General features: G+C 60.8%; 15 protein-coding genes. 5 read left to right on the top strand and 10 right to left on the bottom strand.

Annotation, left to right across the window (positions count from 1 at the left end; all coding sequences use genetic code 11):
* Nucleotides 1-78: 78 nt before the first annotated feature.
* Genes ntrC through dusB form a run of 3 tightly spaced genes read right to left on the bottom strand, consistent with a single transcriptional unit; the run spans nt 79 to nt 3,789 of the window.
* Entirely contained in the window at nt 79-1,521 is a 1,443-nt protein-coding gene (gene ntrC / locus RO009_16995) for a nitrogen regulation protein NR(I) (protein ID MDT3686730.1), read from the bottom strand.
* 43 nt (nt 1,522-1,564) lie between these two features.
* A complete protein-coding gene (locus RO009_16990; protein MDT3686729.1) occupies nt 1,565-2,722 on the bottom strand; it encodes a nitrogen regulation protein NR(II) in 1,158 nt (385 codons plus the stop codon).
* Complete coding sequence (dusB, locus tag RO009_16985) at nt 2,719-3,789, bottom strand: tRNA dihydrouridine synthase DusB (protein MDT3686728.1); 1,071 nt, start codon at nt 3,787-3,789, stop codon at nt 2,719-2,721. Before dusB ends, RO009_16990 begins: the two co-directional genes overlap by 4 nt.
* A gap of 146 nt (nt 3,790-3,935) precedes the next feature.
* Here dusB and RO009_16980 point away from each other — a divergent pair, with 146 nt between their 5' ends.
* The 4 genes from RO009_16980 to RO009_16965 all read left to right on the top strand — a co-directional run bounded on the left by RO009_16980 (nt 3,936) and on the right by RO009_16965 (nt 6,567).
* Nucleotides 3,936-5,111 (top strand): bifunctional 2-C-methyl-D-erythritol 4-phosphate cytidylyltransferase/2-C-methyl-D-erythritol 2,4-cyclodiphosphate synthase, encoded by a 1,176-nt coding sequence (locus RO009_16980; GenBank protein ID MDT3686727.1) that lies wholly within the window; start codon nt 3,936-3,938, stop codon nt 5,109-5,111.
* Nucleotides 5,108-5,617, top strand: a complete 510-nt coding sequence (locus tag RO009_16975; protein ID MDT3686726.1) for a CinA family protein — start codon at nt 5,108-5,110, stop codon at nt 5,615-5,617. The genes RO009_16980 and RO009_16975 overlap by 4 nt, the downstream gene beginning before the upstream one ends.
* Nucleotides 5,618-5,921: 304 nt before the next feature.
* On the top strand, nt 5,922-6,110 hold the full coding sequence (locus RO009_16970) for a hypothetical protein (protein MDT3686725.1): 189 nt from the start codon (nt 5,922-5,924) through the stop codon (nt 6,108-6,110).
* A 43-nt stretch (nt 6,111-6,153) separates the two neighbouring features.
* Nucleotides 6,154-6,567 (top strand): hypothetical protein, encoded by a 414-nt coding sequence (locus tag RO009_16965; protein ID MDT3686724.1) that lies wholly within the window; start codon nt 6,154-6,156, stop codon nt 6,565-6,567.
* A 34-nt stretch (nt 6,568-6,601) separates the two neighbouring features.
* Here the strand turns inward: RO009_16965 and RO009_16960 are convergent, their stop codons facing one another.
* The 5 genes from RO009_16960 to RO009_16940 form a co-directional block, all read right to left on the bottom strand.
* Complete coding sequence (locus tag RO009_16960; protein ID MDT3686723.1) at nt 6,602-7,075, bottom strand: SRPBCC family protein; 474 nt, start codon at nt 7,073-7,075, stop codon at nt 6,602-6,604.
* Nucleotides 7,076-7,081: 6 nt separating this feature from the next.
* The gene (gene lipA / locus RO009_16955; GenBank protein ID MDT3686722.1) at nt 7,082-8,038 is read right to left on the bottom strand and encodes a lipoyl synthase; all 957 of its coding nucleotides are present in this window, start codon (nt 8,036-8,038) and stop codon (nt 7,082-7,084) included.
* A 326-nt stretch (nt 8,039-8,364) separates the two neighbouring features.
* Nucleotides 8,365-8,646, bottom strand: coding sequence for a GlsB/YeaQ/YmgE family stress response membrane protein (locus tag RO009_16950; protein MDT3686721.1), 282 nt, complete (start codon nt 8,644-8,646; stop codon nt 8,365-8,367).
* Between the two features lie 21 nt (nt 8,647-8,667).
* Nucleotides 8,668-10,086 carry a dihydrolipoyl dehydrogenase gene (lpdA, locus tag RO009_16945; GenBank protein ID MDT3686720.1) on the bottom strand — a complete coding sequence of 473 codons (1,419 nt, stop codon included), beginning with the start codon at nt 10,084-10,086 and terminating at the stop codon, nt 8,668-8,670.
* Between the two features lies 1 nt (nt 10,087).
* Nucleotides 10,088-10,330, bottom strand: a complete 243-nt coding sequence (locus tag RO009_16940; protein ID MDT3686719.1) for a hypothetical protein — start codon at nt 10,328-10,330, stop codon at nt 10,088-10,090.
* A gap of 127 nt (nt 10,331-10,457) precedes the next feature.
* Between RO009_16940 and modA the strand changes: the two genes are divergently transcribed.
* Nucleotides 10,458-11,198: a molybdate ABC transporter substrate-binding protein gene (gene modA / locus RO009_16935; GenBank protein ID MDT3686718.1), complete on the top strand. Its 741-nt coding sequence runs from the start codon at nt 10,458-10,460 to the stop codon at nt 11,196-11,198.
* Nucleotides 11,199-11,201: 3 nt separating this feature from the next.
* Here the strand turns inward: modA and RO009_16930 are convergent, their stop codons facing one another.
* Complete coding sequence (locus tag RO009_16930) at nt 11,202-12,542, bottom strand: pyruvate dehydrogenase complex dihydrolipoamide acetyltransferase (protein ID MDT3686717.1); 1,341 nt, start codon at nt 12,540-12,542, stop codon at nt 11,202-11,204.
* 19 nt (nt 12,543-12,561) lie between these two features.
* The gene (locus RO009_16925) at nt 12,562-12,855 is read right to left on the bottom strand and encodes a DUF5076 domain-containing protein (protein MDT3686716.1); all 294 of its coding nucleotides are present in this window, start codon (nt 12,853-12,855) and stop codon (nt 12,562-12,564) included.
* Nucleotides 12,856-12,861: the final 6 nt, after the last annotated feature.

Raw genomic sequence — 12,861 nt, 5'->3', positions numbered from 1 at the left:
ATTGCGACAATTCCGGGGCGAACCCGCCCCAAGCAGTTCGATCGGCCGGTGAACAAATCCGATCGGCCGATGAATTGCTCAGTTGCTAGTCCGGATCACCTGAATATCCAGATCGCGGATCTTCTTACGCAGAGTATTGCGGTTGACGCCGAGCAAGTCTGCGGCCCGAATCTGGTTGCCGCGTGTTGCCGCGAGGGCCGCCGTCAGCAGCGGATATTCCACCTCGCGGAGAATGCGGTGGTAGAGCCCCGGGGGCGGCAGGCCGTCGGCAAAGGTGGAAAAATAGCGGGCCAGATTGCGCTCCACCGCCGCCGAAAGGCCGTCATTCGCCGCGCTTCCAGTCTCCTGCACAACGGCCGGTTGGGCGAGCTCGGTTTCCATGACCGCGAGCGAAATGGTCTCCTGCGGGTACAACGCCGCCAGACGCCGGGCGAGATTTTCCAGTTCGCGGACGTTGCCCGGCCATGGATAACGCTTGAGCCGGTCGAGCGCCGCTTGATCGATCTGCTTGGGCGGCAGACCCTCGCGCTCGGCTTGCGCAAAGAAGTGTCGGATCAGGTCGGGAATGTCCTCCGTGCGCTCCCGCAGCGGCGGCAGGCGCAATGGCACAACATTCAGGCGGAAAAACAGGTCTTCGCGAAAAAGGCCCTGCTGGATCAGGATGCGCAGATCCTTGTTGGTTGCGGCCACGATCCGGACGTCGGTCTTGATGGGCGTGCGCCCGCCCACCGTCGTGTACTCGCCCTGTTGCAGCACGCGCAGCAAACGGGTCTGGGCTTCCATCGGCATGTCGCCGATTTCGTCGAGGAATAACGTCCCCCCCTCTGCCAGTTCAAATCGCCCCGGACTCTTGGCATTGGCGCCGGTGAAGGCGCCCTTCTCATGACCGAACAGTTCGGATTCAATCAGATCGCGCGGGATCGCGGCCATATTGATCGCAACGAATGGTCCGTTCCGGCGTTTGCCGAAATCGTGCAGCGCCCGCGCCACCAGTTCCTTGCCGGTCCCGGATTCGCCGGTGATCATGACCGTCAGATCGGTCTGCATCAGGCGCGCCAGCAGCCGGTAGATTTCCTGCATCGCCGGTGAACGCCCGACCAGCGGCATGGACGCGTCGAAGTCTTCCGGCTTGCTGCTCGCGCGCGGCCTATCCTTGGGTTCGGACAAGGCGCGGCCGACGATGCCGATCAGCTCTTTCAGATCGAAAGGCTTGGGAAGGTATTCGTAGGCGCCCCGCTCGGACGCCCGGATCGCCGTCATGAAGGTGTTCTGCGCGCTCATTACGACGATGGGCAGGTCGGGGCGGAGTTTTTTGATCCGCGGAATGAGTTCAAAGGCGTTCTCGTCCGGCATGACGACGTCGGTGATCACGAGATCGCCGTCGCCCTGGCTGACCCATCGCCAGAGGGTCGCCGCATTGCTCGTGGACCTGACTTCGTACCCCGCCCGCGACAGTGCCTGATTGAGCACGGTCCGGATTGCGGCGTCGTCGTCGGCAACCAAAATGCTTCCTGCGGGCATCTAGGCGTCAACCTCGCTTGTCACATTATTGCGTTATTGCGGGTCATGGATTGGCCTCGCTTGCCATTTCAGCGACTTCGAACTGGTCCAGGCGGCTCTCGCTGGCGGCATACATTGGCATCAACACCCTGAAGACCGTCTGGCGGGTCTGGGAATCGCATTCGATGATCCCGCCATGGTCCCCGATGATCTTGGCGACCAATGCAAGTCCGAGGCCAGATCCGGAGGGCTTGGTAGTCACAAACGGATCGAACAGGTGCTGCAACAGGTCCGCCGGAACCCCGGGGCCGTTGTCCTTGATGCAGAATTCCATGGGCAGCGAGACCCTTGTCTTGCTGCCTGGCAAGGTCAGCCGCACTCCGGGCCGGAATGCGGTGGACAGCTGGATTTCACCGTCAATGGCATTCTCGCCGATAGCTTCCGCTGCATTCTTCACCAGATTGAGGAACACCTGAATCAACTGATCCCGGTTAGCGAGCACCGGCGGCAGCGAGGGGTCATACTCCTCGATGAAGCGGATATGCCGTGCAAAACCCGACTGTGCGAGCCGTTTCACATGCTCCAGCACCACATGAATGTTGACGGGTTCGCGTTCGACCGGGCGTTCGTCGGCGAACACCTCCATGCGATCGACCAGTTTCACGATGCGGTCGGCTTCATCGCAGATCAGGCGCGTGAGCGTGCGATCGTCGTCGTTGGCCGACTGTTCCAGCAATTGCGCGGCGCCGCGAATACCGGACAACGGATTCTTGATCTCGTGGGCCAGCATGGACGCGAGCGCGATCACGGAACGCGCCGCCCCGCGATGCGTGAGTTGCCGGTCCATCTTGTCGGCGATCGTGCGTTCCTGCAGCATCACAACTACGTGGCCGGCCCGTTCGACCAACGGCGCCACATGAAGATCCACGACATGCTCGCCCGGGTTACGCGGCGTGCCGAGGTCGACGCGATATTCATTGACTGCCGCGCCGCGATCGCGGACCTGCTCGACCAGCGTCAGCAGCGGGCTGCCGAATGGAATGATGTCGCGCAACAGGTTCCGTTTCAGCAGCGAGACCGAAGATTCAAAAAAAGCCTCCGCGGCGACATTGGCATCGGCAATGCGCCCGTCTGGCGCAACCACGATCACAGGCAGCGGCAACGCATTGATGACCGCATCAGCGACGCCCGGGAAGGAAGCCAGTGCGGGTTCGATCTTCATGCTGCGGGCCTCAGACCATTCAGCATTGACGGTTTCTCTTCGCGTTCGGCAAAGGCAGAATAGGCATTTGCCAGGCATTTCAACGTGTCGCCTGGCGTTTCTGCCGTGAGCACTGCGGCGCGGTGCTTCTTCAGCACATCGGCCGGCGCACTGACATACTCCGCGGCAACATCGAGAGCCGACGACAGATGCTTGCGTGCATGCTTGCGGCCGATGTCGACGCCATGGTGCGTCACCATTTCCTGATACAGCGTCGACACGATGTCATGCTGTTCGGAAATGACCGGATCATTTTCGCGCACGCCACTTTCCAGATAGCGCGCCACCTGTCCGGGGAGCCATGGCCGCCCCTGCGAAGCGCGTCCGATCATCACCATGTCCGCGCCCGACGCTGTAAGCGCACGCTCAGCCTGATCTGTATTGCAGATGTCGCCGTTGACAACGACCGGGACCGAGACATTCTCCTTGACCGTTCTCACTTTCGACCAATCCGCAAAGCCCTTGTAGAACTGGCAGCGGGTGCGGCCATGAACGGTGATGAGCTGAACGCCGGCATTCTCCGCGCGTGTCGCAAGCTCCGGCCCATTGATGGATCTGTCGTCCCAGCCAAGCCGCATCTTCAGGGTGACCGGCACATTCACCGCGGCAACCGTTGCCTCAATCAGCGTCAATGCATGATCGAGATCGCGCATCAGCGCCGAGCCGGATTGTCCGTTGATGACGTGTTTGGCCGGGCAACCCATGTTGATGTCGATGATGGCCGCGCCGGACGCTTCTGCAATGCGCGCACCTTCCGCCATCCAGCGCGCTTCACAACCGGCGATCTGCACAACATGGATGCCGACACCCTCGCCCTCTGCGCGGAGTTTGGCATCGCGACGGCCTTCGACCAGTTTTTCGCTCGCGATCATTTCCGAAACGACCAGACCCGCACCCAGCCGCGCGACCAGTCTACGGAAAGGGGCGTCGGTGACCCCCGACATGGGCGCGAGCACGACGCGGTTCGGCAAGGCAACTCTGCCGACAGCCGGGCGATGGTCTGCGACGGAAATACTCACAGTCTGCATATATTTTAGGCGCCATTTCGAAGCTGCTCAGAGTTTAGCCAAAATTGGCAGTAACACAAGTGCTGCAGTGCAAAATCCTAAACTTGCGAGTTCAGGTGGCCTATGCGTTAGAAGGAAACCTCCATTCGCTGGGGACCCGAATTTCCATGCCCAGTTCTGTTGCTGCTCTGGTTCTTGCTGCTGGTCGCGGATTGCGCAGTGGACCAGGAATACCAAAACAATACAGGGACTTAGAACAAACGTCGGCGGTCCGGGCGAGTCTTGGATTGTTTCTCGGTCATCCCGACGTCGGCAGGGTCCTGCCGGTGATCCATCCGGATGACGTCGATCTCTTCGAAATTGCCAGCCACGGATTTCAGCTTCCCAAGGCTGTCTTCGGTGGTGCGACCCGACAGGCCTCGGTGCTGGCTGGATTATCCGCGTTGGAGGCAAACACTCCTGATCTGGTCCTGGTCCATGATGCCGCCCGCCCCTTTGCCACGCCGGCACTCATCGATCGCGCAATCGCGGCTGGCAGGGCGTCCGGAGCAGCCGTGCCGGCCTTGCCGATCAACGATACTGTGAAGGAGGTCGATGCGGCCGGGCGTATCATGCGGACTATCAACCGTGCGACATTACGCACGGTGCAGACGCCGCAAGCGTTTGACTTCAAGGCGCTGCTTGCCGCGCATCGCCGGGCGGAAAAAGCCGGGTTGATGGATTTTTCGGATGATGCCGCACTGGCTGAATGGGCCGGAATGAGCGTCACCGTATTTGAAGGCGAAAGCACCAATATGAAGCTGACGACATCAGAAGATTTTGTCCGCGCGCAGGCCCTCGCAAACCAGACTGAGGTTCGCACGGCGATGGGTTTTGACGTGCATGCCTTTGGTTCTGGTGATCACATCATGCTCGGCGGCGTGTGTATACCGTTTGACCGCGGTCTCTCTGGCCATTCTGATGCCGATGTCGGCCTACACGCGCTTGTCGATGCGCTGCTTGGAACTCTCGCGGAAGGTGATATCGGAACTCACTTTCCTCCCTCCGATCCCAAGTGGAAAGGCGCCTCGTCCGATCTTTTCCTTGAATTCGCGGTGGAACGTGTCAGGGCCCGCGGCGGCACGATCGCGCATCTCGACCTGACCATCGTATGCGAGGCGCCGAAGATAGGCCCGCATCGCGACGCGATCCGCGCGCGCATCGCCGGAATCGCCGCCATTGACGTGTCGCGCGTTGCGGTGAAAGCGACGACCAGCGAAGGTCTCGGCTTCACCGGCCGCGGCGAAGGCATCGTGGCTTATGCAACTGCGACTGTTCGGTTGCCCCTGGAGCCATCGCAATGATCGACGACGACATTGTCGAGGCGGCCAAGCGGCTGCTTGATATCTGCAAGCGCAAGAAACTGACGATTGCGACAGCGGAATCCTGCACCGGCGGCCTCGTTGCGGGCACGCTGACGGAAGTGCCGGGGGTGTCCGGCATGCTCGACCGCGGCTTCATCACCTACAGCAACGAAGCCAAGCAGGAGATGCTTGGCGTGCCCGAAGATATCCTGAAGCAATACGGGGCTGTGAGCCGCGAAACCGCCGAAGCCATGGCCAAAGGCGCGCTCGGCTATGCGCCGGTCGATCTGACGATCGCGGTCACCGGCATTGCCGGACCAACCGCAGACGAAGGGGGCAAGCCTGTCGGCCTTGTGCATTTTGCCGCCGCTTCCCGCTCGGGGCTGCTGAACCATGTTGAAAGACGGTTCGGTAATCCCGGCCGCGCAGAAATCCGGAAACGCTCGGTGCTGCAGGCCTTTGTGATGCTGCACGAAATGGCGGAGAAAGAGCCGGCGCGGCGCTAGACTATTTTTTTAGTCGATTGATATTCAGCTTTTTGATGATCCATCGATATCTTCGGGGCACGTGAAATCGATCCATCGAACTGGGTAAAAGATCCACGATTGATCCAGATCAAGCTCGGAATGCTTTTTTTCTCCATTTTATATTCAGCCCTGAAACTCAATCGAGCTTGGATCGTTAAAAGGTCGCAAAACTCTTCGCAGCATGACGCTGCAGTGATCGCTCACATCAACCACCAAAAAAAAGCGTCGTTGATTATCCGGCATTTGCCGGAAACGACGACAAAATTAGAGGAGGAGTTCGTCCATGATTCATCACCCACGCGAAGCAACACCCGAAGTTCCGCCGGAACAGAAAATCTCCGACGCGCTGCTGAAGCAGGCACGAAAGCTGCGCTGGATGGGACTCGACGACGAGGCCAATCGCACGCAGATGTCGCTGCAAGAGTCGGCGCTTGCCGGCAGTGTTCTAACCGTTCCCCGGGAAACAGACTGAAATAAAAGAAAACCAACAAGCGCGAGTAGAGGGAGTAAAGGCGATGACAGAGACCACTTTTGCGCAGCAGGTGAATGCCATACAACGCATGCTTGCGTTGCCCGGCACCATGGCGGGCCCAATGCGGGAAAATGCCTGCACCTTCTGGGAAAACCAGGACAAGCTTCTTAATGAGATGCAGGAATTTGCAAACGGCTGGTTTGAACGGCGGCACACCGGCACGCACCACGCCCTCGAGGCCGCAGAACGCATGTGCCAGGCGGAGAATCCGCTCGATCTGATGCGAGAGTATCAGAACTGGGCATCCGGCGCGTTCGGACGCGTGATCGCAGACGTTACGGCGTGTCAACGATATGCCATGGCGTCGTTCGGCGCGTCCACCCGGTTTGCAGAAGAGCGGGAAACCAAGCCGACTGAGACGCATATCAAGCCAGCGCCCCGTAAAGCGGCGGCCTGAGCAAATTCAAATCGCGCATTCTGACGGCGCGCGGCTACGCTCGCCGTGGGACGTCGCGTTTGCCATAAACCACGTCGGCACGCCGCTCGAAGGCATCCGAGAAGCGACGGAAGGCGGTCTCGAACATGGTGCCCATCAGAAAGCCAAGGGCGCGACTCTTGAATTCGTAAGAGATGAAGAATTTCACGTCGCAGATCTGCTCCTCAACCGGATGAAACTCCCAACGGTTCTGCATCCGGCTAAATGGACCCTGAAGATACTCGACGAGAATAAGCAGGTTAGCGTGATCGAGTGTCACACGGCTGGTGAACTTCTCCTCGATCAGTTTGAAGGACACCGTCATGTCGGCGACGATGATTTGCACGCCTTCTGGCTCGTCGATCCGATTGCGAATGCGCAGCGACTTACATAGCGGCACGAATTCCGGATAGCGCTCGACATCGGCCACGAGGGCGAACATGTCAGCCGCTGCGTGCCGCACCCGTCGCGTTGTGGAGAATTGAGGCATCAGTCGTCAACGCGACAGCTTTGCCTCGCGCGCCGCTTTCAGGCGCTGGAAGTCATCGCCGGCATGGTGCGATGATCGGGTCAGCGGCGATGCCGATACCATGAGGAATCCCTTCGCATAAGCGATGGTTTCGTAGGCCTTGAATTCCTCCGGGGTGATGAATCGCACGACCGGGTGATGTTTCTTGGTCGGCTGAAGATACTGGCCGATGGTGAGAAAATCGACATTGGCCGAACGCAGATCGTCCATCAATTGCAGGACCTCGTTTCGCTCCTCGCCCAGCCCGACCATGATGCCGGACTTGGTGAACATCGACGGGTCGAGTTCCTTCACCCTTTGCAACAGACGCATCGAGTGAAAATAGCGCGCGCCCGGCCGGACGGTCAGATAACGAGACGGCACAGTTTCCAAATTGTGGTTGAACACGTCGGGTTTGGCGGCAACGACAATTTCGAGCGCGCCGTCCTTGCGCAGAAAGTCCGGCGTCAGGACTTCGATGGTGGTTGACGGGCAACGGGCACGAATCGCGCCGATGGTTTGCGCAAAATGCTCGGCGCCGCCGTCGGCGAGATCGTCGCGATCGACCGAGGTGATCACGACGTGATGCAGACCGAGCTTCAAGGTCGCCTCGGCCACATGCTCCGGCTCCAGCGCATCGAGCGCGCCCGGCAAGCCCGTCTTCACATTGCAGAAGGCGCAGGCCCGCGTGCAGGTGTCGCCCATTATCATGAAGGTGGCGTGCTTCTTGTCCCAGCATTCGCCGATATTGGGACAGCCGGCCTCCTCGCACACCGTCACCAGCTTGTTGTCGCGGATGATCTTGTGCGTCTCCGCATAGCCCTTCGACACCGGTGCACGCACGCGAATCCAGTTCGGCTTGGGCAACGCGGGGACATCCGGCCGATGCACCTTTTCGGGATGGCGCGGACGCAGATTGGAAATGGTGTCGATGATAACGGCCAAGGCGAGTTTCCCGGGTCGGCGGGGTTCAAAGAAATGTAGCGTCAATTACTTACGGGGCCCTTGCCGCGACCGCAAGGAACAAAAAACACGCTGGATTGAACCCAGATCAGCTGAAAATGCAGGACTTCCCAAATGAACCGACCCTGTCAGCCGCTTGGAATTCCTGCGTTATCTGTACTGCTCCGCTGTACGTGGTGATGGTTCTTTGGTGGGCGAGACGCTCGCCTCGGCGGCCACCACGCTGTTTATTCGGGCCGGCCGCGATGTCGACAACGGCAAACCTGCTGTCGTCTCCCTGATTTCGATTCTGGGCGTGCTGATGCCCGTCAGGCTGATCGCGTGCGGATCGCCTGCCAGATCCACAGGATGATGATCGCACCGATCGACGCCGACACCAGCGTGCGCCAGAAGCCGAAGACGGGTACATTCAGTACCTCAGCTAGCTTGCCGCCGACAAAGGCGCCTGCAATGCCGACGAGGATATTGGTGAAGATGCCGTGATTGGAGGCGGTGACTTTTTCGGCGATCCAGCCGGCAATGGCGCCGATGATCAGCATCATAAACAGGCCGACACCGGGCTGGCCCAGCGCGTATTGGATGTCGCCCATCTTCGCCTCCCCTTCAGATCGCTACATGTTCAGTACACGCCCGTAAGCATCCAGCACCGCCTCTTTCATTGTCTCTGAAATCGTCGGATGCGGGAAGATCGTGTGCATCAATTCTTCTTCCGTCGTCTCCAGGTTCATCGCGACAACGAAACCCTGGATCAGTTCTGTCACTTCCGCGCCGACCATATGGGCGCCCAAGAGCTGGCCGGTCTTCTTGTCGAAGATGACCTTGGTCATGCCCTGGTCCTCGCCGAGCGCGATCGCCTTGCCGTTGCCGATGAACGGGAAGCGTCCGACGCGGATGTCGTATTTTTTCTCCTTGGCGGCCTGTTCCGTGAGCCCGACAGATGCAACCTGCGGATGGCAATAGGTGCAGCCGGGGATCAATTCCTTCTTCATTGGATGCGGCTTGAGACCCTTGATCGCTTCAACGCAGACCACGCCCTCGTGCTCTGCCTTGTGCGCCAGCATCGGGGGACCTGCGACGTCGCCGATGGCATAGATGCCGGGCACATTGGTCTTGCAGTACCCATCAATGACGATGGTGCCGCGATCGGTCTTCACGCCAAGCTTTTCCAGTCCGAGATTTTCGACATTGCCGACGACGCCGACTGCGGAGATGACGCGGTCGACGGTGATCTGCTCGGTCTTGCCCTTGCCGTCATCGATCGTGGCTGTGACGCTGTCGGCCTTCTTGTCAAGCTTGCTCACCTTCGCGCCGGTGATGATCTTCATGCCCTGCTTTTCGAACTGCTTGCGCGCGAAGGCAGCGATCTCGGCGTCTTCCACCGGCAGGATCTGCGGCAGAATTTCCACGACCGTGACCTCCGCGCCGAGCGTGCGATAGAAGGACGCGAATTCGATGCCGATGGCTCCGGAGCCGACGATCAAGAGCGACTTTGGCATCTTGTCGGGATTCATCGCCTCAAAGTAGGTCCAGACCAGCTTCTTGTCCGGCTCAAGACCCGGCAGCACGCGCGGGCGGGCGCCGGTCGCGATGATGATGTGCTTGGTTTGATAGCTGCCCGGACCGAGCGCGCCTTTCGGCGCTTCGGTCTTCGACGCCTTCACCGTGATCTTGCCGGGGGCGTCGATCACGGCCTCGCCCCAGATCACGCTCACCTTGTTCTTCTTCAAAAGAAATCCGACGCCCGTATTCATGCGACCGGCAACCCCGCGCGAACGCTTGATAACCGCGGCGGGATCGAAGCTGACATTCTGCGCGGCCAGTCCATAGTCGTTGGCGTGCTGCATGTAGTGGAAGATTTCGGCCGAGCGCAGCAGTGCTTTCGTCGGAATGCAGCCCCAGTTCGAGCAGATGCCGCCGAGGAAGTCGCGCTCCACGACCGCGGTCTTGAAGCCAAGCTGCGCGGCGCGGATTGCGGTCACGTAGCCGCCGGGGCCGGAGCCGATGATGATGATGTCGAACGCTTCTGCCACGCTATGTCTCCGTACCCGAATTCAGCAAGTCGGCCTTGGCCCGCAGGCGCCGCCCCCTGTACCACGCTTCGAGGCCACCCATCACTACCAGAACCGCAACCCCGATCAGCGTCACCGTCACCCACAAATCCCGCAGCCAGTCTGTCGGGGAATAGCGAATCGCCGAGCCGACGATGTCACGGCCCAGCGGATTGAGGATCAGGACGGCGGCCGCAATCAGCGTGAACCAGGGCAGCCGTGTCATAGCGTCCCCTCCTCACATTCGGCGAGGCGAATAAACGCGGCCATGCCGGGTTTGCCTTGTGCAGAGCCTTTGCAGGCGGCCGGATAGCAGGTTTATCCTGCAAAGAAAACCAGACGGCAGGACAATCATGGTAAGAGCAGCTGGTTTCACCATGTTCCTAGGACTGTCGCTCTTGCCCTCCCCATTACAGTCTGCCGAACTCAAGGTCTTCTGCACCCAGGCGCTGCGGACTTCCCTGCTGGAGCTGGCGCCCCACTTCGAGAAGGCGACCGACCACAAAGTCACGCTGGAGGTGGCGCCGTCCGGCCAGTTGGTGAAGCGGGTGCGCGCGGGAGAAACCGCCGATCTCTTGATCGCCAATGCGCCGAATATCGATGAGCTTGCGAAGGAGGGAAAGATCACCGGCGCGCGCACTGACCTCGCCCGCGCCCAGGTGGGACTGGCCGTCAAAGCCGGGGCCAAACGGCCGGACATTTCCACGCCGGAAGCTGTCAAACGGGCGCTATTGGACGCCAAAGCGGTTGCCTATGTGCAGGGCGGCCTGAGCGGCACGTTGTTCGAGGCTGCCCTGAACAGGCTTGGCATCACCGATGCGATCAAGGCAAAAGCGAAACTCGGCTCGCCGGCCGCAGGCTTTGTGGTGCGCGGAGAAGCCGATATCGCCGCGCAGCAGATCTCCGAACTGATCGCCGTGCCGGGTGCGGAATTGCTCGGCCCGCTGCCGTCGGAGCTTGACGGAACGACACAGTTTTCGGTTGGCCTGCTGGTCGATGCGACAGACGTGGATGTCGCAAAGGCGCTTGTTGCGTTCCTGCGCACGCCGGAGGCGCAAGCGGTCATTAGAGAAAAAGGGCTGACGCCGGAATGAGCGTCACACCACCATCATCACCGGATTCTCGATCAGCGTCTTGAACGCGCCGAGCAGCTCCGCGCCGAGCGCGCCGTCGACCGCGCGGTGATCGCAAGACAAGGTCACGCTCATCATCCAGGCGGCTTCGATCTTGCCGTTTTTCACGACCGCGCGCTCCTCGCCGCTGCCGACCGCCAGAATCGTCGCATGCGGCGGATTGATCACGGCGGTGAAATCCTTGATGCCGTACATGCCGAGATTGGACACGGCGGATGTGCCGCCCTGATATTCGGCGGGCTTCAGCTTGCGGTCGCGCGCACGCCTGGCGAAATCCTTCATCTCATTCGAGATCGCCGAGAGCAATTTCGTCTCCGCTTTGCGGATGATCGGTGTGATCAGGCCACCTGGCATGGCGACCGCGACGCCGACATCAGAATGCTTGTGTTTGAGCATGCCGGCGTCGGTCCAGCTTACATTGGCATCTGGAATGCGCTGCAGCGCCAGCGCCAGCGCCTTGATGACGAAATCGTTGACCGACAGCTTGTAGGCGGGCTTGCCGTCCTTGTCCTTCGGCGCGGAGGCGTTGATCTCCTCGCGCGCCTGCAACAGCTTGCTGATATTGCAGTCCATCGTGAGATAGAAATGCGGGATGGTCTGCGTCGACTGCGCGAGGCGCTGTGCGATGGTGCGGCGCATGCCGTCATGCGGCACCACTTCATAGGAGCCCTCCTCGAACAGCGCACGCACCTGTTCGTCGGACGGGCCGGCGGGCGGGACATAGGCCGGCGAAGCGGCGGGCGCGGCCCCAGGCGCTTTCAGACCCTTGCCGGATTGCGCCGCTTCAACGTCGCGCTGAATGACGCGGCCGTGCGGGCCGGAACCCTGGATGCGCGCAATATCGATGCCGGCTTCCTTGGCGAGACGGCGGGCGAGCGGAGACGCGAAAATGCGATTGCCGTCATGCGGCGCGGGTGCCGGCGCCTGCGGGATAGGCGCCGACGGCGCGGCTTTTGGTGCCGGAGCGGCGGCAGGCGCGGGTGCGGGTTTCGACTCGGTTGGGTGCTGCGGCTTCGCGGCTGGTGCAGCGCCGACACCGGCGGCCGCCGCTTTCACGTCCTCGCCGTCGCCAGCCAGCACCGCGATCACCTGGTTGACCGGCACGTCGGCGGTGCCTTCCGGCACGACGATCTTGGCGAGCGTGCCCTCGTCGACCGCTTCCACTTCCATCGTCGCCTTATCCGTCTCAATCTCGGCGATAACGTCGCCGGATTTTACCGTGTCGCCCTCTTTCTTCAGCCACTTGGCGAGGTTGCCCTTCTCCATGGTGGGCGACAAGGCGGGCATCAGGATGTTGATCGGCATTCTTGCGTCTCGTTCGAATTCAACCGGCGGGGCCGATCATGCCGGAATTGGCCGGCGCATTGATCTCGGCGGCAAAGGCGTCGCGGATGCTGGCGAGCATCTGCGCTTCCTCCTCGTTCTTCTCCTGCGCATAGATGCGCGACACCTGTCGCGCCACGTCGGCGAGCAGGATTCCCCAAGCGCGGGGATCATTGAAGGCGCGGCGCAGCATGACATGCAAACCGCCTTCGACCACGCCCGCACGCAACACCTCGATGCCGCCCCTCTCCTGGGCGGTCGGCGAAATCTGCAAGGCGTCATAGGTCACAGCCATGACACT

This window comes from Pseudorhodoplanes sp. (assembly GCA_032027085.1).
In the GTDB taxonomy this organism is placed as follows: Bacteria; Pseudomonadota; Alphaproteobacteria; order Rhizobiales; family Xanthobacteraceae; genus Pseudorhodoplanes.
Note: the sequence above shows the minus strand (reverse complement) of the source record. Positions and strands in the feature narration are given on the sequence as shown.

Bases quoted from the DNA above. Each gene is read 5' to 3' on its own strand.
- RO009_16990 (MDT3686729.1), bottom strand. From the start codon at position 2,722: ATGAAGATCGAACCCGCACTGGCTTCCTTCCCGGGCGTCGCTGATGCG.
- RO009_16940 (MDT3686719.1), bottom strand. From the start codon at position 10,330: ATGACACGGCTGCCCTGGTTCACGCTGATTGCGGCCGCCGTCCTGATC.
- dusB (MDT3686728.1), bottom strand. From the start codon at position 3,789: ATGCAGACTGTGAGTATTTCCGTCGCAGACCATCGCCCGGCTGTCGGC.
- RO009_16980 (MDT3686727.1), top strand. From the start codon at position 3,936: ATGCCCAGTTCTGTTGCTGCTCTGGTTCTTGCTGCTGGTCGCGGATTG.
- RO009_16975 (MDT3686726.1), top strand. From the start codon at position 5,108: ATGATCGACGACGACATTGTCGAGGCGGCCAAGCGGCTGCTTGATATC.
- ntrC (MDT3686730.1), bottom strand. From the start codon at position 1,521: ATGCCCGCAGGAAGCATTTTGGTTGCCGACGACGACGCCGCAATCCGG.
- RO009_16970 (MDT3686725.1), top strand. From the start codon at position 5,922: ATGATTCATCACCCACGCGAAGCAACACCCGAAGTTCCGCCGGAACAG.
- modA (MDT3686718.1), top strand. From the start codon at position 10,458: ATGGTAAGAGCAGCTGGTTTCACCATGTTCCTAGGACTGTCGCTCTTG.
- RO009_16965 (MDT3686724.1), top strand. From the start codon at position 6,154: ATGACAGAGACCACTTTTGCGCAGCAGGTGAATGCCATACAACGCATG.
- RO009_16960 (MDT3686723.1), bottom strand. From the start codon at position 7,075: ATGCCTCAATTCTCCACAACGCGACGGGTGCGGCACGCAGCGGCTGAC.
- RO009_16925 (MDT3686716.1), bottom strand. From the start codon at position 12,855: ATGGCTGTGACCTATGACGCCTTGCAGATTTCGCCGACCGCCCAGGAG.
- RO009_16950 (MDT3686721.1), bottom strand. From the start codon at position 8,646: ATGGGCGACATCCAATACGCGCTGGGCCAGCCCGGTGTCGGCCTGTTT.
- RO009_16930 (MDT3686717.1), bottom strand. From the start codon at position 12,542: ATGCCGATCAACATCCTGATGCCCGCCTTGTCGCCCACCATGGAGAAG.